The 19,508-nt window shown below is 68.5% G+C and carries 17 protein-coding genes; 11 read left to right on the top strand and 6 right to left on the bottom strand.

The features are described 5' to 3' along the window. Positions 1-140 precede the first annotated feature (140 nt). Positions 141-2,828, bottom strand: coding sequence for a M1 family metallopeptidase (locus FHW85_RS07370; protein ID WP_168647839.1), 2,688 nt, complete (start codon positions 2,826-2,828; stop codon positions 141-143). A 331-nt stretch (positions 2,829-3,159) separates the two neighbouring features. Here FHW85_RS07370 and oxyR point away from each other — a divergent pair, with 331 nt between their 5' ends. The 3 genes from oxyR (at position 3,160) to FHW85_RS07355 (ending at position 6,123) form a co-directional block, all read left to right on the top strand. Then, positions 3,160-4,110 carry a DNA-binding transcriptional regulator OxyR gene (gene oxyR, locus FHW85_RS07365; RefSeq protein WP_167258360.1) on the top strand — a complete coding sequence of 317 codons (951 nt, stop codon included), beginning with the start codon at positions 3,160-3,162 and terminating at the stop codon, positions 4,108-4,110. Positions 4,111-4,379: 269 nt separating this feature from the next. Continuing rightward, positions 4,380-5,369 carry a polysaccharide deacetylase family protein gene (locus FHW85_RS07360; RefSeq protein WP_167258393.1) on the top strand — a complete coding sequence of 330 codons (990 nt, stop codon included), beginning with the start codon at positions 4,380-4,382 and terminating at the stop codon, positions 5,367-5,369. Further along, a complete protein-coding gene (locus FHW85_RS07355; protein WP_167258358.1) occupies positions 5,353-6,123 on the top strand; it encodes a formyl transferase in 771 nt (256 codons plus the stop codon). The genes FHW85_RS07360 and FHW85_RS07355 overlap by 17 nt, the downstream gene beginning before the upstream one ends. A 174-nt stretch (positions 6,124-6,297) precedes the next feature. Here the strand turns inward: FHW85_RS07355 and msrA are convergent, their stop codons facing one another. The 3 genes from msrA to FHW85_RS07340 form a co-directional block, all read right to left on the bottom strand. Continuing rightward, positions 6,298-6,951 carry a peptide-methionine (S)-S-oxide reductase MsrA gene (msrA, locus tag FHW85_RS07350; RefSeq protein ID WP_167258356.1) on the bottom strand — a complete coding sequence of 218 codons (654 nt, stop codon included), beginning with the start codon at positions 6,949-6,951 and terminating at the stop codon, positions 6,298-6,300. 75 nt (positions 6,952-7,026) lie between these two features. Next, positions 7,027-7,557 (bottom strand): adenine phosphoribosyltransferase, encoded by a 531-nt coding sequence (locus FHW85_RS07345; RefSeq protein WP_208399919.1) that lies wholly within the window; start codon positions 7,555-7,557, stop codon positions 7,027-7,029. Between the two features lie 55 nt (positions 7,558-7,612). Further along, positions 7,613-7,903 (bottom strand): DUF2007 domain-containing protein, encoded by a 291-nt coding sequence (locus FHW85_RS07340; protein WP_167258354.1) that lies wholly within the window; start codon positions 7,901-7,903, stop codon positions 7,613-7,615. A 130-nt stretch (positions 7,904-8,033) separates the two neighbouring features. Here FHW85_RS07340 and FHW85_RS07335 point away from each other — a divergent pair, with 130 nt between their 5' ends. The 7 genes from FHW85_RS07335 to phnD all read left to right on the top strand — a co-directional run bounded on the left by FHW85_RS07335 (position 8,034) and on the right by phnD (position 16,360). Continuing rightward, a complete protein-coding gene (locus tag FHW85_RS07335; RefSeq protein ID WP_168647838.1) occupies positions 8,034-9,116 on the top strand; it encodes a diguanylate cyclase in 1,083 nt (360 codons plus the stop codon). A 201-nt stretch (positions 9,117-9,317) separates the two neighbouring features. After that, positions 9,318-11,081: a glutamine--tRNA ligase/YqeY domain fusion protein gene (locus FHW85_RS07330; RefSeq protein WP_167258350.1), complete on the top strand. Its 1,764-nt coding sequence runs from the start codon at positions 9,318-9,320 to the stop codon at positions 11,079-11,081. Positions 11,082-11,083: 2 nt separating this feature from the next. Continuing rightward, positions 11,084-11,641 (top strand): nucleoside deaminase, encoded by a 558-nt coding sequence (locus tag FHW85_RS07325; protein WP_167258389.1) that lies wholly within the window; start codon positions 11,084-11,086, stop codon positions 11,639-11,641. 8 nt (positions 11,642-11,649) lie between these two features. Continuing rightward, entirely contained in the window at positions 11,650-12,402 is a 753-nt protein-coding gene (locus tag FHW85_RS07320; protein WP_167258348.1) for a VTT domain-containing protein, read from the top strand. 67 nt (positions 12,403-12,469) lie between these two features. Further along, positions 12,470-14,410 carry a hybrid sensor histidine kinase/response regulator gene (locus FHW85_RS07315; RefSeq protein ID WP_168647837.1) on the top strand — a complete coding sequence of 647 codons (1,941 nt, stop codon included), beginning with the start codon at positions 12,470-12,472 and terminating at the stop codon, positions 14,408-14,410. A 104-nt stretch (positions 14,411-14,514) separates the two neighbouring features. Then, positions 14,515-15,177, top strand: coding sequence for a response regulator transcription factor (locus FHW85_RS07310; RefSeq protein ID WP_167258344.1), 663 nt, complete (start codon positions 14,515-14,517; stop codon positions 15,175-15,177). Between the two features lie 187 nt (positions 15,178-15,364). Next, the gene (gene phnD, locus FHW85_RS07305) at positions 15,365-16,360 is read left to right on the top strand and encodes a phosphate/phosphite/phosphonate ABC transporter substrate-binding protein (protein ID WP_343203636.1); all 996 of its coding nucleotides are present in this window, start codon (positions 15,365-15,367) and stop codon (positions 16,358-16,360) included. A 107-nt stretch (positions 16,361-16,467) separates the two neighbouring features. Here the strand turns inward: phnD and FHW85_RS07300 are convergent, their stop codons facing one another. After that, entirely contained in the window at positions 16,468-16,992 is a 525-nt protein-coding gene (locus FHW85_RS07300; protein WP_168647836.1) for a DUF3617 family protein, read from the bottom strand. A 329-nt stretch (positions 16,993-17,321) separates the two neighbouring features. Here FHW85_RS07300 and FHW85_RS07295 point away from each other — a divergent pair, with 329 nt between their 5' ends. Next, entirely contained in the window at positions 17,322-18,713 is a 1,392-nt protein-coding gene (locus FHW85_RS07295) for a HAMP domain-containing sensor histidine kinase (protein ID WP_168647835.1), read from the top strand. Positions 18,714-18,720: 7 nt separating this feature from the next. Here the strand turns inward: FHW85_RS07295 and def are convergent, their stop codons facing one another. Continuing rightward, the gene (gene def, locus FHW85_RS07290) at positions 18,721-19,260 is read right to left on the bottom strand and encodes a peptide deformylase (RefSeq protein WP_168647834.1); all 540 of its coding nucleotides are present in this window, start codon (positions 19,258-19,260) and stop codon (positions 18,721-18,723) included. Between the last annotated feature and the right edge of the window lie 248 nt (positions 19,261-19,508).

The following is a 19,508-nucleotide window of genomic DNA, read 5'->3' as shown; positions in this document are numbered from 1 at the left end:
GGAACGGCGCCATCGGTGACAACGCCGTGAAGGGTGCAACGCGGGGTTTGGCGATGCGGGGTTGGCGCCAGGCATAAAAAAACCGGGCGGCTTGCGCCGCCCGGTTCGTCACTGCTGTCGTGACAATCAGTGCCGCTGGATCAACGCAAGATCGCCGCCGGATCCTGCTTGGCCTTCAGCGCGGAGCACAGCAGCGTGGACTCGGTGGTCTGAGCCAGGCCGCGTTCGGCGCCGGTGACTTCCTTGGCGCGGGTCTTGAAGAACTCCTGCAGGCGGTCCGCCTCGGCCTTGGAGCAGCCGCCGCCGCCCATCAGGCCCGGCAGCCGGCCGCCGGCGAAGCTGCCGGTGCGCGCCACGATCTTGTCGTAGTTCGCCACCGACCACTTCCACACCGCGTCGCGGCCGGCCTGGGTGTCGCGGTTGCCGCGCAGCAGCGCGGCCATCTCGCCCACCTTCACCGACTTGTCCAGCGACAGGTCGCGCACGCGCTCGGCCTGCGCCGCATCGCTGGCCTCGGCCAGGCCCGCCAGGATGGCGTTGCGCTGCGCCGGGTCGCTGGTCTTCGGCAACTGGGCGATCAGCGTGTCGACCGCGCTCTTGCCGTGTTCCTGCACCGACACGCCGAGCGCGCTGCCGAGCAGGTTGGAGTCGGCGGCGGCGAAGTCCAGGCTGCCGTCGGCCTTGCCCTTGAGCACGGCGTCGCCCTGCTTGAGCAGTTCGGCGCGCACTTCCGGCAGCTTCACGTCCAGGCCGAGGAAGTTGGCCAGGGTGGCGCGCTGCAGGGAGTCGCCGTCCGGCTCGCCGTCCTTGTGCTTGTAGCCCAGGCTCTGCAGTTCCGGCAGATAGGAGGACTTGGCCCAGGCCACCAGCTTGGCGCGCTGCGCGTCGGTGGTGGCGAGCTGGTCGTAGATCCAGCCGAAGGTGTTCATCGGCGCGGTGGACACCTCGCGCACCTTCGAACCGGTGAGCGGCTTGAGCGCAGCCAGCGCGGAGCCGGCGTCGATGTCGCCGCGGCGGAACGCCGCATTCACCGCATCGCCGTAGGCCAGCTGCTCGGCATCGGCCAGCTTGCCGATCTGCTTGCCGAGGTTGGCCAGGTCGGCCTTGTCCATGCTGAAGCGGTAATAGCCCGAGCCATTGGCATTGGGCATCACCCAGCTCTGCGCGGTGGCGCCCGGCAGCGCCATGGTGCCCTGCGCCTTGTCGAGCAGTTCGCAGGCCACCTTGCTGCCGTCGGCGGTGGCGTAGCGCACGCACACCGGCACGCCCCACACGTGGTTGGCATCGCCGGTGCTGCCCAGCGGCAGGTAGCGGCTCTGGGTCAAGTGCAGCACGGTCTTGCCGCCTTCCTGCGCCAGCTTGGTCTGCACGTAGGGCACGCCGGGCTGGTTGAGGAAGCTCTTGAAGGCGTTCTTGAAGTCTTCGCCCTTGTCGGCGGCCTTGGCGATCGAATCGATCAGGTCCTCGGCGGTGGCGTTGCCGAACTTGTGCTCCTGGATATAGCCGCGCATGCCCTTCTGGAACACCGGCTCGCTGACGTAACCCTCGAACATGCCCAGCACCGCGGCACCCTTCTGGTAGGTAATGCCGTCGAACGCGGTTTCGATGTCGCCGTTGCCGGTGATCGGCTGGCGGATCTTGCGCGTGGTGACCAGGCTGTCGCCGTTCATCGCGCCCTGCGCGCCGCGCACGCGGTCGAGATCGGCGCGGTATTCCGGATGCACCTTCTGCGTCACCTTCTGCTGCATCCAGGTGGCGAACGCCTCGTTGAGCCACAGGTCGTCCCACCAGCCCATGGTCACGGTGTCGCCGGTCCACTGGTGCGCCAGCTCATGCGCGGTGACATTGAAGGAGCCGCGCACGTACTGGGCGGCGGAATCCTTGTCGAGCAGCAGCAGCCAGTCGCGGAAGGTGACCAGGCCCGGGTTCTCCATCGCGCCGGCGGAGAAGTCCGGGGCGGCGAGCAGGTCGAGCTTGTCGAACGGATAGCCGAAGCCGTAGTAGTCCTCCAGCGCCTTGATGATGCTCGGCGTCTCGCCCAGCACGTGCTGCATGCGATGGCCTTCGCCCTTGGCGGCGATGCCGCGCAGGTCGGTGGCCTGCTTGCGGTATTCGGAAGCGGGGATGGTCGGGCCGTTGACCACGTCCCACGGACCGACGCCGAACGCCACCAGGTAGGTGGGCAGCGGCTGGGTGGTGGCGAAGGTCAGGGTCTTCCAGCCGGCGGCGGCTTTCTCTTCCTTCACCTGCTTGGTGTTGGCGATGCCGACTTCACCGGTGGGGATGGTCAGCTTCAGATCGAACGGCGTCTTGAACGAGGGCTCGTCGAAACCGGGGAAGGCGAAACGCGCGCTGATCGGCTCCATCTGCGTCATCGCGTACGGCTGGCCTTCGTGGCTGACCTTGTACAGGCCCTGCAGCTGCTGGTTGAGCGGCGCGGTGTACTCGATCGCCACGGTCAGTTCCTGCGGCTGCATGGTGGCGCCGAGATCGATGCGCACCACGCCTTCCTTCGGCGCGGCCTCCACGTACTTGCCGGCGTGCGTCTTGCCCTTGGCGTCGGTGATGGTGACCTTGCTCACCTTCAGTTCGCGGCCGTGCATCCAGATGTGGTCCGAGGCCTGTTCCAACTTCAATTTGATGGAAGTAGTGCCGGTGAAATCCTGCTGCTTCGGGTCCACCTTGAAGGCCAGCTGATAGGACTCCGGCATCGCCCAGCGCGGCAGCTTGCCTTGCGGCTGGTCGGAAGCGGCGGGAGCGGCGGCAAGAGCAGCGCCGCAGGACGCGGCAAGGACGCTCAGCACGAGCGGGCGGACGAAACGACGCATGAGAATTTCCCCAGGGGACACAAAGAGCCTTGCAAGCTAGGAGCTGGCATGACTTCGGACACAGTGCCAGAAGACATGCCCGTCCCGTTGCTGCGCAGCATGGACAAGCACGACGCAGCGAAAGCCGCCCATGAAAAAACCGGCGGCGAAGGGGGGGCTTCGCCGCCGGTGGGGAACCGCGCGCCTGCGGGGGGAGGGCAAGGATGGCGCGCGGGTGGAGCAACCGGTGGGTGAGGTGAACTTTAGGCGTCCCGTGCGGATTGCTCCAATTGATTGTTCTCATGATCGTGATAGATTTTGGCTATTGTCTTCGCCGACTACGGCCATTCCCATGAATCTGCGCGATCTCCAGTACCTCGTCGCCCTGGCCGAGCACCGCCACTTCGGCCGCGCGGCCGAGGCCAGCTTCGTCAGCCAGCCCACGCTGTCGACCCAGATCAAGAAGCTGGAAGACGAACTGGGCGTGCCGCTGGTCGAACGCACGCCGCGCAAGGTGCTGCTCACCGAAACCGGCCGCGAGATCGCCCGCCGCGCGCGCGGCGTGCTGTCGGAGATCGACGAGATCAAGGCCATCGCGCAGCGCACGCGCGACCCGGAATCGGGCACCTTGCGCTTAGGCATCTTCCCTACCCTCGGCCCCTACCTGCTGCCTCACCTGGTGCCGCTGGTGCGCCAGCGTTTCCCGCGGCTGGAACTGCTGCTGGTGGAGGAAAAGACCGAGCAGGTGATCCGCATGCTGCGCGAAGGCTCGCTGGACGTCGGCGTGCTCGCCCTGCCGCTGCACGAAGACAGCCTGCATGCCGAGTTCCTGTTCGAGGAACCCTTCGTACTGGCGGTGCCGGAAAGCCACCCGCTGGCGCATAAGAAGCATCGTCTCAAGCTCGGCGATCTGGAGGACGAAAGCCTGCTGCTGCTGGAAGACGGCCATTGCATGCGCGACCAGGCGCTGGAGGTCTGCCAGCTGGCCGGCGCTGGCGAACGCTCGGGCTTCCGCGCCACCAGCCTGGAAACGCTGCGCCAGATGGTCGCCGCCAATGTCGGCATCACCCTGTTGCCGACCCTGGCGATCAAGCCGCCGGTGGCGCGCACCGACAACGTGCACCTGGTGGAATTCGCCGGCCATCCGCCCAGCCGGCGGATCGCGCTGGTATGGCGCAAGAGTTCGTCGGTAGGAAATTTTCTTAAGCGCTTTGCGGAAGTCATCCGCAGCATGCCGGCCGAACTCCTGCGCCCGGAACTTAACGAATCGAAACCGGCCAGCCGCCCGCGCGCATCGGCATAAACACGCGTAAGAGCCTGTTGCCGCAGGATGTGCGGCCGCACACAAACGGCCACCTAAACGGCGGATTCGCTCGCGCCCGCCCCCTCATGGAAGCTTCATATTTCGGCCAGAACAATCCGCGAGATTGTTCGCTCGACGCACGCCTCGAGGCTGAACAAAGGGGGGCAGATGGACTGCCGGGATCGACCCACGCCGCGCCAAGCGGCGCGGTAGCCGATAGCGCGGCAGGACTGGGCGGCGAACCAGATCACGAGGTTTGAGTGCAGACAATGCCGGGCATCTTCACCGTCTCGCTGGATCTCGAGCTCTACTGGGGCGTGCGCGACGCGCGCAGCATCGAGAGCTACGAGTCCAACCTGCGCGGCGAGCGCGAAGCCATCCGCGGCATGCTGGAGCTGTTCGAAGAACACGACATCCATGCCACCTGGGCCACCCTGGGCTTCCTGTTCTACAAGGACGCCGAGGAACTGCGGCACCACCTGCCGGACGTGCTTCCCGATTACCGCCGCCAACAGCTTTCCTCCTACCGCTACCTGCAGGAACACGCCTGGGGCAGCGACGACGATCATTTCCACTTCGCGCCGGAGATGGTCCAGCTGATCCGCGATTACGACGGCCAGGAAATCGGCACGCATACGTTTTCGCACTACTACTGCCTGGAAGACGGGCAGACGCTGGAGGCCTTCCGCGCCGACCTGAAAGCCGCGCTGGCCGCGGCGCAGGCGCACGGCATTCCTACCGCCAGCCTGGTGTTCCCGCGCAACCAGAGCAATCCGGAATACCTGGCCGTGCTCGACGAACTCGGCATCGCCTGCTATCGCGGCAACGAGAACGCGGCGTTCTACGCACCGCGCAACCAGCGCGAGCAGAACCTGATCGTGCGCGCCTCGCGCCTGCTCGATGCCTACGTGAACCTCAGCGGCTACCACACCTATGCGCTGCAGGATTGCGCGCGCAGCCGTCCGTTCAATATTCCGTCCAGCCGTTTCCTGCGCCCGTATTCGCGCCCGCTGGCGCTGCTGGAAAGCCTGCGCCTGCGCCGCATCAAGCGGGCCATGCTCGACGCGGCCACCGGCGAGCGGCTGTTCCACCTGTGGTGGCATCCGCACAACTTCGGCGCGGATATCCAGCACAACCTGGCCTGCCTCACCGAGGTGCTCGGCTACTACGGTTACCTGCGCGAGCGCTACGGCATGCAGTCGCTCAACATGGGCGAAGTAGCCACCTTGCTGGAGGACATGCATGCCGGCCAGGCCTAGGATCGCCCTGCTCGCGGGCGAAGGCTGGTCGACCAGCGCCATCTACAACGGCTTGCGCGAGGAGTTCGAGATCGTCGCGGTGATCGTCGAGCGCAAGCCCTCGGCGCTGAAGATGCTGCGCTACCGCGCACGCACGCTGGGCTGGACGGAAACCTTCGGGCAGTTCTGCTTCATCCTGTACAGCCGGCTGCTGGCGCGCGCCGCGGACATGCGCATCGCCATGCTGATGCACCGCCATGGCTTGTCGGATACGCCGATACCCGGCATCGCCGTCACTCAAGTCGAAAGCGCCAACCACAGGCGCGTGGCTGCGCTGCTGAAAAAGCTGGAGCCGCAGGCGGTGGTGGTGAACGGCACGCGCATCCTGTCGAAGAAGCTGCTCGCCGCGGTGGATGCGCCGTTCATCAATACGCATATGGGAATCACGCCGGCGTATCGCGGAGTGCATGGCGGTTACTGGGCGCTGGCGAACGATGACCGCGAGCGTTGCGGGGTTACCGTGCATCTGGTGGATGAAGGGGTGGATACGGGGGGCGTGCTTTACCAGGCACGCATCGAGCCGGAGGAAGAGGACAGCTTCGCTACGTATCCGGTGTTGCAGTTGGCGGCGGCCTTGCCGCTGATGAAGGCGGCGTTGAACGATGCGGCGGAAGGGAAGCTGGCGCCGCGTATGGGCGAAGGGGTGTCGAAGCAGTGGTATCACCCCACGTTGTGGGGGTATTGGAAGACTTGGCGTTCGCGCGGCGTCAAATAAGCGAACTCTTCTCCCCGCCGGGGAGAAGATGCCGGCAGGCAGATGAGGGGTCGGGGCTCGCCAAGACGCACCTACGAAGCAAAAACGCTCTTGAGCTTGCGGCGATCATCAACGCCACGCTCCGCCCGGCCCCTCACCCCAACCCTCTCCCCGGAGGGGAGAGGGGGCAATCATTCAGGCGCCGGTGAGGCCGATCGGGCAACTCACGCCCGTCCCACCCAACCCGCAATACCCCGCCGGATTCTTCGACAAATACTGCTGATGCTCCGCCTCCGCGTAATAGAACGGGCCGGCGTCGGCAATCTCGGTAGTGATCCGCCCATGCCCGGCGCGGTCCAGTTCCGCCTGATAACGCTGCAACGACGCTTCCGCCGCTTCGCGCTGTGCCGGCGTGGACGTATAGATGGCCGAACGGTACTGCGTCCCCACGTCATTGCCCTGCTGCATGCCCTGGGTGGGGTCGTGGTTCTCCCAGAACGTGCGCAGCAGCGTATCCAGGCTGACCTGGGCCGGGTCGTACACCACCTGCACCACTTCCGTATGCCCGGTTTCGCCCGAGCACACTTCGCGGTAGCTGGCATTGGGGGTATAGCCGCCGGCATAGCCGACCGCCGTGGTCAGCACGCCGGGCAGTTGCCAGAACTTGCGTTCCGCGCCCCAGAAGCAGCCCATGCCGACCTGCAGTACTTCGCTGCCGGGGAAGGCCTCCGGCGTCAGGGGGCGGCCGTGCACGTGATGGGCCGAAGGGGGTGCGATCGGCTGCGTGCGTCCAGGCAGCGCGTCCTCGCGGCGGGGCATGCGTTGTTTCCAGGCACCGATACCGAGCATCGTGATACTCCTGCGTTCGAGAGTGGACAAAATGGCGTCGGCCGGCGTGCTTCTCAACACTCCGCGCCGCGCTGCTCAGTAGCGCAGCAGCGCGTGCAGGGGCGTGTCTGCGGGCAGGCGGTGGCGGCCTTGCAGGGCCTCCAGTTCGATCACCACGCTGGCCCCCACGCGCACCGCGCCCAGCGTTTCCACCAGCCGGCAGGCCGCGTCCAGGGTGCCGCCGGTGGCGAGCACGTCGTCGACGATCAACACTCTTTCGCCCGGACGCAGCGCATCGTTACGTGCCTCCAGCCGGTCCTTGCCGTATTCCAGCGCGTAGTCCACCGACACCACCGGCGGCGGCAGCTTGTTCGGCTTGCGCAGCGGCACGAAGCCGGCGTGCAGCTTCTGCGCCAGCGCGGCGCCGAAGATGAAGCCGCGCGATTCGATCCCGCATACCGCCTGCACCCCGCTGCCCTGCCACGGCTCGGCCAGCGCATCGATGCAGCGGGCGAAGCCGCCGGCATCGGCCAGCAGCGGCGTGATGTCGCGGAATACCACGCCGGCCTGCGGAAAATCGGGAACGGCGCGGATCAGCGCCTCGATCTGTCGGATGTTCGATGCCATGGGAACGCGCGCTGCCTGTGCGAAGGGAGCGCGCAAGCATAGCGCGCGGCGCGCTTCAGGCCGGCATGAACGAGGGCGCGTCGTCGCCGGCCTGCTCTTCGCCGTACTGCTCGTCCAGCGCAAGGCGCGCATCGATCAGCTCGCGCTCCACTTCGCGCACCACCGCCATCGCCGCGGGCAGGCTCGCTTCGGGCACCAGCACGGCCACGTAGTCGAGCGCCGGCAGGTTGCCGACCGCGCCGGTGAGGTATTCGCCGGCGACGAAGGCGGGAATCTCCGCGCTTTCCAGCGCGTCCTTCACCAGGTGGGCGTCGATCAGGGTCTCGGCTCGGTAGGCGATGCGCATGGCCGGCAAGCTACCCCCCGCCCGCCGGTGCCGCAAGAGCTTGCCGGCCGGCCGTGCGGCCTAGTGGCAACCCCGCGGACGCTGCTTTAAGGTCGCCCTCGTATCACGACTCTTTTGGGGAAGAGGCGGCATGTCGAAGGCGGCAGTGGAAGGACACCTCAGGTTCGTGACGCGGGTCTACCGCCTCCGCCTGCTCGGGCTCGCCCTGGGCGCGCTGCCCGTCGCCAGCGTGCTGTATCAGCTGCACGCCGCGTGGTGGCTGTGGGGCCTGCTCGGCGTGAACGCGCTGGTCTGGCCGCATCTGGCGCATTTGCGCGCCTCGCGCTCGGCGCGGCCGATCGAGACCGAGCACGGCAACCTGGTGATCGATGCCGCGATGGGCGGCGCCTGGGTCGCGCTGATGCAGTTCAACCTGCTGCCGAGCGCCCTGCTGGTGGCGATGATGGCGATGGACCGGATCAGCGCCGGCGGCTTGCGCCTGGTGCTGAAGTCGCTGGCCCTGCAGGCGGCGGTGTGCCTGGCGGTGTGGTGGCTGAACGGGTTCCGCCTGCAGCCGGCATCGACCATGCTCAATGTCGCCGCCAGCATTCCCATGCTGATGATCTACCCGGTGTGGATGAGCATGGTGAATTTCACCCTGGCGCAAAGAGTGCGCCAGCAGAACCGCCAGCTCGACCAGCTCAGCCGCACCGATGCCCTCACCGGCCTCAACAACCGCAACCACTGGCTGGAGGCCGCCGGCGTGGAATGGCTGCGCTACCAGCGCAACCAGCGGCCGGCCGCGCTGATCCTGCTGGACGTGGACGGCTTCAAGCAGATCAACGACCGCTACGGCCATGCCGCCGGCGACCAGCTGCTGGGCGACCTGGCCCGACTGCTGCAGCGCGGCCTGCGCGACGTGGACACCCCCGGCCGCCTGGGCGGCGACGAGTTCGGCATCGTGCTGCCGGAGACCGACCTGGAGCGCGCCAGCGCGGTGGCAGAGCGGATCCGCCTGCTGGCCGAGAACAGCCGCCCCGAGCGCGGCGACCAGCACATCCCGTGGACGATCAGCCTGGGCGTGGCCTCGGTGGGCGAGGACGCCCGCGACGTCGGCGCCTGGATGCGCCAGGCCGACCTGGCCCTGTACCGGGCCAAGGCCCAGGGCCGCAACCGCGTCTGCGTGGCACCGGCCCGCGGCAGCGGCGGCCACGTGGCGCACGCCACGGTCTGAGGGCTCGCGCCTGGCAGCGCGAGGGAATAGGAAATAGAGAATCGAGAATAGGAAATCGGGCGCGAGGGGATGCAAACCTCGCGCTTCGCTCACAGCGCTTCACATCGCCGTGGCCTGTTCTTCCTGTTCCCTATTCTCCATTCCCCATTCCCTCCAGGGTAAACTTGGCCGTTTCAGCCAATCACCCGCGAGTCCCGCCCGATGTCGACCGAAACCGCCGCCGCCGAAACCACGTCCGCCAGCGCCGCCCCGGCCGAGGGCCAGCGTGACTTCGTGCGCCAGATCATTCGCGACGACCTGGCCACGGGCAAGCACCACGCCATCCGCACGCGCTTCCCGCCCGAGCCCAACGGCTACCTGCACATCGGCCACGCCAAGGCGATCTGCCTGAATTTCGGCATCGCCCGCGAATTCGCCGGCTGGTGCAACCTGCGCCTGGACGACACCAACCCCGGCAAGGAAGACCCCGAGTTCGTCGAAGGCATCAAGGACGACGTGCGCTGGCTCGGCTACGAGTGGCACGACCTGCGCCACGCCTCCGACTACTTCGAGGTGTTCTACCTCGCCGCGGTCAAGCTGATCGAGGACGGCCACGCCTACGTCGACGACCTCAACGCCGAGGAGATGCGCGAGTACCGCGGCACGCTCACCGCGCCGGGCCGCAACTCGCCGCACCGCGAGCGCAGCGTGGCCGAGAACCTCGACCTGTTCCGCCGCATGCGCGAGGGCGAGTTCGCCGACGGCGCCAAGACGCTGCGCGCGAAAATCGACATGGCCTCGGGCAACATCAACATGCGCGACCCGGCGATCTACCGCATCCGCCGCATCCCGCACCAGAACACCGGCGAGGCCTGGCCGATCTACCCGATGTACGACTACGCGCATTGCCTTTCCGATGCGCTGGAAGGCATCACCCACTCGCTGTGCACGCTGGAATTCGAAGACCACCGCCCGCTGTACGACTGGTTCGTCGACAAGGTCGACCTGGTCAACCATCCGGAGCTGTGGACCCGCCTGCGCGAAGGCGGCTTCCAGACCGAGCCGGCCAAGCCGCGCCAGATCGAGTTCTCGCGCCTCAACCTCAGCTACTGCATCACCAGCAAGCGCAAGCTCGCCCAGCTGGTGAACGAAGGCCTGGTCGACGGCTGGGACGACCCGCGCATGAACACCTTGCGCGGCCTGCGCCGCCGCGGCTTCACGCCAGGCGGCATCCGCCTGCTGATCGAGCGCCTGGGCGTGAGCAAGCAGAACAGCGTGATCGACTACGCCATCTTCGAGAACTGCGTGCGCGAAGACCTCGACGGCAGCGCGCCGCGCCGCATGGCCGTGCTCGACCCGCTCAAGCTGACCATCACCAACCTGCCGGAAGGCCACGAGGAAAAACTCTCCTTCTCCAACCACCCCAAGGACGAGAGCTTCGGCACGCGCGAAGTGCCGTTCGCGCGCGAGCTGTGGATCGAGCGCGAGGACTTCGCCGAAGTGCCGCCGAAGGGCTTCCACCGACTCAAGCCCGAGGGCGAAGTGCGCCTGCGCGGCGTCGGCATCGTCAAGTGCGAGGAACTGCTCAAGGACGCCGCCGGCAACGTCATCGAACTGCGCTGCACGCTCGACCTCGAGTCGCGCCAGGGCATGCCCGGCGCGGACCGCAAGGTGAAGGGCACCATCCACTGGGTAAGCGCGCGCCATGCCGTGGCTGCCGAAGTGCGCGTGTACGACCGCCTGTTCAACGTGGCCGCGCCGGACGACGACAGCGACGGCAAGAGCTGGATCGAGCACATCAATCCGGAAGCCAAGCGCATCGTGCAGGCCTGGCTGGAACCGTCCGCCGCCGCCGCCGCGCCGGAACAGCGTTTCCAGTTCGAGCGCCTGGGCTACTTCGTGGCCGACCGTGTCGACCACCGCGCGCAGCAGCCGGTGTTCAACCGCACCGTCACCCTGCGCGACACCTGGGCCAAGCAGGCATGAGCATGCTGCCGCTGCAGATCCACCTGACCCTGCCGCCGTGGCTGGGCGACCTGGTCGACACCGGCAAGCGCTACCTCACCGACGAAGAACGCGTGGACCTGGCCATCCAGCTGTCCAGCCACAACATCGAGCACGGCCTCGGCGGCCCGTTCGGCGCCGCGGTGTTCGACGGCCAGGGCCGCGTCATCTCGGTCGGCGTCAACCGCGTGGTGCCGCAGTCCTGCTCGGTGGCGCACGCCGAGATGATGGCCTACATGGCCGCGCAGCAGCGCATGGCCAGCTTCCGCCTCAACGGCGACGGCGGCCGCTACATCCTGGCCACCAGCGCGCAGCCGTGCTGCCAGTGCTACGGCGCCACCGTGTGGGCCGGCGTGGACGAGCTGCTGATCGGCGCGCGCGCCGAAGACGTCATGGAGCTGACCGCGTTCGACGAAGGCCCGCTGCCGGCTGACTGGGTGGGCGAGCTGGAACGCCGCGGCATCGCCGTGCGCCGCGACATCCTGCGCGACGAGGCGCGCGCCGTATTGGCCGCCTACGGCGCGCGCGGCCAGAGCTACTGAGCCACCGGATGAGCCGCCTGCGCGCCGCGCTGCCGCTGCTCCTGCTGGTGCTGGCCGGCGTCGTGCTGTTCTTTTCCGGCGCCTTCGACCAGCTGCATCCGGAACGCCTGGTGGCGCACCAGGAGCAGCTGCGCGCCCAGGTCGCCGACAGCCCCTGGCTGAGCCGCATCGTCTTCATCGGCGTGCTGACGCTGGCGATGTCCACCGGCGTACCGGGCACAGTGCTGATCATCATGGCCGGCGGCTTCGTGTTCGGCACGCTGGAAGGCACCGCGTATGCGTCGGTCGGGCTCACCCTGGGCACCTTGATCCTGTTCCTGGCCAGCCGCTACGCCTTCGGCAACGGCAGCCGCCATCCGCCGGCGCTGATCGAGCGCATCCACCATGGCTTCGAGCGCCATCCGGTGGCCTACACCATGTTCTTGCGCTTCGTGCCGGTGGCACCGTTCGGGCTGATCACCGTGTGCCTGGCCTGGCTGCGCTGTCCGCTGTGGCTGTTCCTCGGCGCGAGCTGGCTGGGCGGCACGGTGTCGCTGATCTTCGAAACCTCCATCGGCGCGGGCCTGGGCGAAGCGCTTGCGCGCACGCATGGCCGCTTCGATACCTCGGTGCTGCTGCAGCCGAAGATCCTGCTTTCGCTGGGCTGCATCGCCTTGCTCGCGCTGCTGCCGCTGCTGCTCGAACGGATGCTCCGCGGGCGGCTGCACCGCGGCGGCACAGCTTCGCGACAGGCATCCGGGCTACCTCCTCAAGCCGACTAGCTCCCTCACCCCCGTTTCGCGCTAGGCTCAGCGCGCCGGCGCCGCGCGCCGCATGGGGAATGGCCAAATGGTCGTCGCGGGGGCGAACTGGACGGTACGCTTGTGGCGGCGCACGTCGCTGATGCAGCGCCTCGCCTTCATCGCCCTGGTCCCCACCCTGGTCACCGCCGCCTTGCTGGTGGTGATGCTCACGCGCTACCAGCTCAACACGCTGCGCGGCATGGCGCAGAGCACCGCCGACGCCATCGCCACGCAGGCCGCCTCGGTATCCGCCGATGCGATCCGCAACATGCAGCGGCGCGATCTCAAGCGCATCGCCGAATCGGTCGGCAACCTGCCGCACGTGGTGCACGTGCAGATCCGCGCCGCCGACGGCGAGATCCTGGCCGACAGCCATGGCGACGCCGCGCCGCACTCGCGCGACGTGCTGACCGTGGTGCGCGACGTCAAGGACGGCGACCAGCCGCTGCAGCCCGCGCTCGGCTCGGTGCTGATCGACCTGAGCCTGGGCGAGGCGATCGCCGCGCAACGCGCCAGCCTGCGCAATGCGCTGATCGCGCTGGCGCTGGCGCTGTTCATCGCCGGCGTGATCGGCTGGCAGGCCGCGCGCTGGATCAGCGCCCCGCTGCGCCGCCTGGCCGGCGCGGTGCACAAGCTGGGGCGCGGCGACCGCCGCGTGGAAGTGGAAGTCACCGACGAAAACGAAATCGGCGAACTGCAGCGCGGCTTCAACAGCGCCGCCGCCGCGCTGTTCGACGTGCAGCGCGGCATGGAGCAGGAAATCGAACACGCCACGGTGGAACTGGCGCGCAAGAACGCCGCGCTGGAAGCCGCCAGCGTGGCCAAGGCGCGCTTCCTCGCCGCCGCCTCGCACGACCTGCGCCAGCCGCTGTACGCGCTGACCTTGTTCTCGTCTTCGCTGTCGGTGGACGAACGCGACCCGGTGCGCCTGGACCGCATCGCGCACATCCAGGAATGCGTGGAAGCGCTGGACCATCTCTTCAGCGAGCTGCTGGACCTGTCGCGCCTGGAAACCGGCGCGATGCAGATCGAGATCAGCGAGTTCCCGCTCGACCACGTGTTCGAGGAAGTCAGCCGCAACTTCCGCATGATCGCCGAGCAGCACGGCCTGCGCCTGGTGATGCGCACCACGCACCTGTGGGTGCGCAGCGACCGCACCATGCTGGCGCGCATCCTCAACAACCTGGTGAGCAATGCGCTGCGCTATACGCACGAAGGCGGCGTGCTGGTGGTGGCGCGCCGCCGCCAGGACGGCACCGTGCGCGTCGACGTGTGGGACACCGGCAGCGGCATCGAGCCGGAACACCAGGCGCGCGTGTTCGACGAGTTCTACCGCGTCGACCACCACGGCAGCGGCGAACACGATTCGGGCCCGCGCCGCGGGCTGGGGCTGGGCCTGGCCACCGTGCAGCGCCTGGCCGAACTGCTCGACACGCGCGTGCTGCTGAAATCCACGCCGGCGCGCGGCAGCGTCTTCAGCTTCCACCTGCCGGAAGTGCCGCCGCAGCACCCCACCCGCATGGAGGTGGACGAGGCGGCGCTGGACGTTTCCGGCATGCGCGTGCTGGTGATCGACGACGAGCCGGCGATCCTTTCCGGCATCCGCTATCTGCTGCGCAGCTGGGGTTGCGACGTGGCGGTGGCCGAGGACCGCGTGCAGGCGCTGGAGGCAATGGAAACCTGGGTGACGCCGCCGGACCTGGTGATGTCCGACCTGCGCCTGCGCGACAACGAGAGCGGCCTGGACGTGCTGGCCGAACTGGATCGCCGCTATGCCGAGCTGGGCTTCGAACCGTTCCCGCGCCTGCTGATCACCGGCGAGACGCGCAGCGACCGCCTGCGCGCCATCATGGCCGCGCGGATTCCGGTGCTGTACAAGCCGGTCTCGCCGGAGCAGCTGCGCGAGGCGATGGTGACCTTGCGCGTGACCGGCCGGGGCATGCCGATCTCCACCGGGGGGTTCACGCCCCTATCACCTAGCGTCTAGGCCATATGGCGAATCAGAACGCGGTTGCGACGGGTAAGCACTGGCACTATGTTGCTGGCGCGCGCCGCGAGGGACGGGAGGATGCCGGCGCCATGGGGAGCGACATGCGGATATTGATCGCGGACGACCATCGGCTGATCGTCGAAGGAGTCAAGCTCAAGCTCGCCGAGCTAGGGCCGGAGACGGATTTCGCGGTAGCGCAGGATGTGGACGAATTGCGCGACCTGATCCGCAGCGAAGACGCGCGTACCTTGCGCCTGGCCCTGATCGACCTGGCCATGCCCGGCGCGCACGGCACGGCGCATCTGCTGGAGACCATTCGCGCCTTGCCGGGGCTGCCGGTGATCGTGCTGTCCGGCTCGGAAGACCCTGCGCTGATGAAGGAACTGCTTTCCGCCGGCGCGCGCGGCTTCATCCCGAAGGCGTATTCGCCCGAGGTGATGCTGTCGGCCGTGCGCCTGGTGCTGTCCGGCGGCACCTACGTGCCGCCGATGATGCTGGACGAACGGCACGTCGCCGTACCGCCGCCGCCCGGCGCGTCCAACGGCATCGACTCGCTGGAGGAGCGGCTGCGCAAGCTGCTCACCGAGCGCCAGATCGACGTGCTGCGCCTGCTCTCGCAGGGCAAGCCCAACAAGCTGATCGCGCGCGACCTGGGCATCAGCGAGGGCACGGTGAAGATCCACCTGGCGGCGATCTTCCGCGCGCTCAACGTGCGCAACCGCGTTGAGGCGGTGGTGGCCTCGCGGCGCATCAGCGGGCTTTGAATCTTCCGTGCGGCCAGCGTGCGGCGCTCCGCTTCCGGCGCGCCGCCCATGGCGTATGCTTCGGCCCCATCCGGGGTGGAGGAGCCGCCCCGACACGGCGACCCGTTTCGCCGACCGCCGGGGGAGAAAAGCGTTGCGCGAGGGACGGTCCGCAGGCTTACGGCATGGCCGGTCGCTACCGGCCAAGGTGCGCTTTTTTGCGCGCGCACTGGCGCTGCTCGCCGGCCTGCTGAGCGGCTTCGCCGCCGCCGCGCCGGCGCCGGAGGAACGCCCGCTCATCTTCGGCATCCTGCCCATCGGCGGGCCGTCCGAGTCGCTGGAAGCCTGGCGGCCGATGCTGGACGACATGGAGCACAGCCTGCACCGCCATGTGCGGCCGCTGTCGGTCAGCACCTACGAAGGCCTGGCGCAAGCCTTGGCCGAGGACCGCATCGACCTGGCCTTCGTCTCGGGCAAGCTGGCCCTGGACGCGGTGGCGCGCGACCGCATGCGCGTGTTCGCCCAGCTCACCCGCGGCGACGGTTCGCGCGGCTATTACTCGGTGCTGCTGGTGGAGAAGAACTCGCCGATCCGCGGCGTGGACGACATCTTCCGCCAGCCCGGGCACTGGCGTTACGCGCGCGGCGAGGCGCTGTCGGTGTCCGGCTATGTGGTGCCGGAGACCCAGCTGTTCGCCGGCCGCGGGCTGGATTCGGACACCTTCTTCGCCAGCGTCGCGGTGGACAACCACCAGAACAACGCGCTGGCCGTGGCCAACCGCGAGGCGGACCTCGCCACCAACAACACCGCCGACCTGGAGCGCTTCGCCCAGCGCTTCCCCGAGCAGTACGCGCGGCTGCGCATCCTGTGGAAGTCCAGCCTGATCCCGCACGCGGTGGTGATCATGCGCACCGACCTGCCGCCGGAGCTGCGCCAGCGCATCGCCGCGTTCTTCACCGGCTATGCCAAGGGCAAGAACGGCGCGGCGGAGCTGGCCAGGCTGAAGCTGATCCACGACATCAGCGGCTTCGCCCCCGCCGGCAACGACACCCTGGTGCCGTTCGCGGACATCGCCTACACGCTGGAGCGCCGGCGCGCGCTGGGTGCGCAGTGGGTGAACAGCGCGGCGCTGGATGCGCGGCTGAAGAAGCTGGATGACGACCACCGGGCGCTGGTGAAGCGATTGGCGATTTCGTCGCCGTAGGTTGGGGTGAGCCGCAGGCGAACCCCAACCTACGCAGGTGATGGCGATGATGTCCGGTGAGGCGAACCCCAAGCTCCTGTTGGGGTTCGCCTGCGGCTCACCCCAACCTACCTGGCCGCCGCCATGTCGTTGATATTCACCTTCTGCCCGTTCGGCAGAATCATGTCGCCCGGCTTCTGGCCCGCGGCGCAGGCGCCGACCCACTTGCCGCTGCTGCTGACGTCGGCCTCGCTGTGGCCCATCACGGCCGGGTCGTACTTCACGTGGCCGGTGGTGCTGTAGGAGCTGTCGCCCTGGAAGCGGGTTTCGCTGTGGCTGGTCATGGTGACGTTGCCCTGCGGGCCGGGCAGGCTGCACACGCCGTCGGCGACCACGGCGCCGTCCTTCACGGCAAGCGAGAACTTGCTGCACATCGAGCCGCTCATCTGCGCGCCCATCTGGTACATCGCCTTGTCGGTGGCTTCGTCCAGGCACACCTTCATGGTCTGCGACTGGCCGCCGGCCATGCCCATCTGCATCTCCCACAGGCCGGCCTTGCGCTTGGGCAGGTTGGCCGGGAGTTCGACGGCGGCCGCGGAAGCGGCCAGACACAGCAGGGACAGCGCGAACAGCGGACGGAAACGGGTCGACATGGCGATCTCCAGAGCCTCGAGGACGGGCCCGGCGGGCCCCTGGCCGGGCACGGTAGCCGCAAAACATGGCCGCGTCATGCACGGCTTCGTCACATCTTCGGTCCATACGCCGAGAAGCTAGTTCGAACAGCGTATCGAATGGCCGTACGGGCTCGCCTAGAGTGGCCGCATGCCATGGACCGGCACCAAGGCGCCCGCCGCGCCCCGCCATCAACCGCTGCCGCGACCGTTCATGTCCACGACTCCAGCCGTGCCCCTGCCGCAGTGCCCTGCTCCAGCCCTGCTTGGCGGCCAGCCCGGCCGGCGCCCCGCCGGCGGAGGCTGAGCCGATGGCCAGCGAATCCCTTCTGCGCCGGCTGCTCCTGGATGCGGTACTGCCCGCCACCCTCGCCTCCCTGGTGCTGGTCGCCGTGCTCACCTCGCAGATAGCCGGCATGCAAGGCGAACGGGCGGATGCCCGCGCCGCCCTGCGCGTGGAACAGCTGGCCGGCGCGCTGGCGGTGGATCAGGCGCTGGCCGCGCCGCAGGGCATCCTGGACGAGGCCCGCCGCGACGGCCTGCTGCGCCAGGTGACCCTGAGCTATCCGGACGGCCCGGCATGGAACAGCGGCAGCGCCCTGCCCGAACAGGACGCCGGCAACTACCGCCGCGAGCTGGCCGGCACCGCCGGCAACCGCCCCTTGCTGACCGCGCAGGCCGAGCTCGGCCCCGTGCGCCGCGCCCAGGCCGTCACCTGGCTGCTCGGCGCGCTGTGCGCCTGCGGCATCCTGCTGCTGGCCTGGCTGGCGCGCTGGTCGCTGCGCCGCCACGTGCTGCGGCCGCTGGCCGAACTGCGCCGCGCGCTGGAGGAAGACCGCCTGCCGCCGCTGGCGGTGACGGCCTCCACCCGCGAATTCGGCGAACTGGAACGCGCGCTGGAACTGTCCCTGGCGGACGGCTGGCCGCGCGCCTGGCGCTCGGCGCGCCAGGACGTGATGCGCCAGCGCCATGCCGCCGCGCGCGGCAAGTCGCGCTTCATTGCCTTGGTCAACCATCACCTGCGCCAGCCGCTGCAGGCGCTGCAGCTGTTCGCCGCCAACTTCAACCCCGGCCCCGACCAGGACCAGCAGGCCCTGCTCACGCACATGCGCACCAGCGTGGCCTCGATGACGCGACTGCTGGAAGGCCTGCTGGAAATCTCGCGCCTGGATGCCGGCGTGGTGGTGGTGCGCCCGGCCGAATTCAGCGCGGCGGAACTGTTCCTGCACGACCGCACCTGGCTGGCCGAGGAAGCCGCCCGCCGCGGCGTCACCCTGACCTGGCACGGCAGCCACCACCGTCTCCACGGCGACGCGGAACTGGCCGCCGGCCTGCTGCTGCAGCTGGCCAGCAACGCCATCGCCAATGCGCCGATGGGCCGCGTGCTGATCGCCGCGCGCCGGCGCAACCACGCCGTGCGCATCGAGGTGCGCGACAACGGCCCCGGCATTGCCGAGAACCACCAGCAGCAGATCTTCGAGGAATTCGTGCAGCTGCCCGATACGGAGAACCCGCGCCGCGACGGCTACGGGCTGGGCCTGACCATCGGCGACCGCCTGGCGCGCCTGCTCGGCACGCACATCGGCCTGCGCTCCGCGCCGGGGCGCGGCAGCACGTTCTGGTTCGACTTGCCGGAAGCGCCGCTGGCGGAACGGCGCGCCCCACGCGGGCGGCCGTGGAGCGCGTGGCAGCGCGCGGGCTGAACGCGCTTCAGTCGTCCGCGCCCGGGTCCATGCCCGGGAACAGCACTTCGGTAAAGCCGAACTTGCCGAAATCGGTGATGCGCGAGGGATACAGCCGGCCGATCAGGTGATCGCATTCGTGCTGCACCACGCGCGCATGGAAGCCCTGCGCGTCGCGGTCTATCTTCTCGCCCTTCGGGTCGATGCCCTGGTAGCGGATCATGGTGTAGCGGTTGACCGCGCCGCGCAGGCCGGGCACCGACAGGCAGCCTTCCCAGCCTTCTTCCATGTCCTGCGACAGCGGCAGGATCACCGGATTGAGCAGGATGGTGCGCGGCACCGCGGGTGCGTCCGGATAACGCTCGGAACGGTCGAAGCCGAAGATCACCAGCTGCAGGTCCACGCCGATCTGCGGCGCGGCCAGGCCGACGCCGCCGGCATCGTGCATGGTGTCGAACATGTCCTGGATGAGTGCATCCAGCTCGGCGCTGCCGATCATCGCATCCGGCACCGGTGGCGCCACACGCAGCAGGCGCGGGTCGCCCATCTTCAGAATCTCGCGGATCATGCTGGCCTCGATGCGTCGACGATGCTTTTTGACTGAGGGCCGCGCGCTCGCTTTGCAAGGCGCGGCGGAGCCGCCAGCTTAGTGCGGCGTGCAAGCGGTGTGAACGCGAAAACGGCACGCCCGCAGCCGATGCGGCATCATCGACCGGGCAAGCTGGCGCAGGATGCGCCGGGGCGCATCCGGGGCCATGCCATCGAATGCCCATTCACCACCCGCTCCGGCGCAGCGCCGCCAGGCCGGCGAGGAGA

This window comes from Dyella sp. SG609, assembly GCF_012275375.1.
GTDB lineage: Bacteria > Pseudomonadota > Gammaproteobacteria > Xanthomonadales > Rhodanobacteraceae > Dyella_D > Dyella_D marensis.
Note: the sequence above shows the minus strand (reverse complement) of the source record. Positions and strands in the feature narration are given on the sequence as shown.

Bases quoted from the DNA above. Each gene is read 5' to 3' on its own strand.
- FHW85_RS07370 (WP_168647839.1), bottom strand. From the start codon at position 2,828: ATGCGTCGTTTCGTCCGCCCGCTCGTGCTGAGCGTCCTTGCCGCGTCC.
- oxyR (WP_167258360.1), top strand. From the start codon at position 3,160: ATGAATCTGCGCGATCTCCAGTACCTCGTCGCCCTGGCCGAGCACCGC.
- FHW85_RS07360 (WP_167258393.1), top strand. From the start codon at position 4,380: ATGCCGGGCATCTTCACCGTCTCGCTGGATCTCGAGCTCTACTGGGGC.
- FHW85_RS07355 (WP_167258358.1), top strand. From the start codon at position 5,353: ATGCCGGCCAGGCCTAGGATCGCCCTGCTCGCGGGCGAAGGCTGGTCG.
- msrA (WP_167258356.1), bottom strand. From the start codon at position 6,951: ATGCTCGGTATCGGTGCCTGGAAACAACGCATGCCCCGCCGCGAGGAC.
- FHW85_RS07345 (WP_208399919.1), bottom strand. From the start codon at position 7,557: ATGGCATCGAACATCCGACAGATCGAGGCGCTGATCCGCGCCGTTCCC.
- FHW85_RS07340 (WP_167258354.1), bottom strand. From the start codon at position 7,903: ATGCGCATCGCCTACCGAGCCGAGACCCTGATCGACGCCCACCTGGTG.
- FHW85_RS07335 (WP_168647838.1), top strand. From the start codon at position 8,034: ATGTCGAAGGCGGCAGTGGAAGGACACCTCAGGTTCGTGACGCGGGTC.
- FHW85_RS07330 (WP_167258350.1), top strand. From the start codon at position 9,318: ATGTCGACCGAAACCGCCGCCGCCGAAACCACGTCCGCCAGCGCCGCC.
- FHW85_RS07325 (WP_167258389.1), top strand. From the start codon at position 11,084: ATGCTGCCGCTGCAGATCCACCTGACCCTGCCGCCGTGGCTGGGCGAC.
- FHW85_RS07320 (WP_167258348.1), top strand. From the start codon at position 11,650: ATGAGCCGCCTGCGCGCCGCGCTGCCGCTGCTCCTGCTGGTGCTGGCC.
- FHW85_RS07315 (WP_168647837.1), top strand. From the start codon at position 12,470: ATGGTCGTCGCGGGGGCGAACTGGACGGTACGCTTGTGGCGGCGCACG.
- FHW85_RS07310 (WP_167258344.1), top strand. From the start codon at position 14,515: ATGCGGATATTGATCGCGGACGACCATCGGCTGATCGTCGAAGGAGTC.
- FHW85_RS07300 (WP_168647836.1), bottom strand. From the start codon at position 16,992: ATGTCGACCCGTTTCCGTCCGCTGTTCGCGCTGTCCCTGCTGTGTCTG.
- FHW85_RS07295 (WP_168647835.1), top strand. From the start codon at position 17,322: ATGGCCAGCGAATCCCTTCTGCGCCGGCTGCTCCTGGATGCGGTACTG.
- def (WP_168647834.1), bottom strand. From the start codon at position 19,260: ATGATCCGCGAGATTCTGAAGATGGGCGACCCGCGCCTGCTGCGTGTG.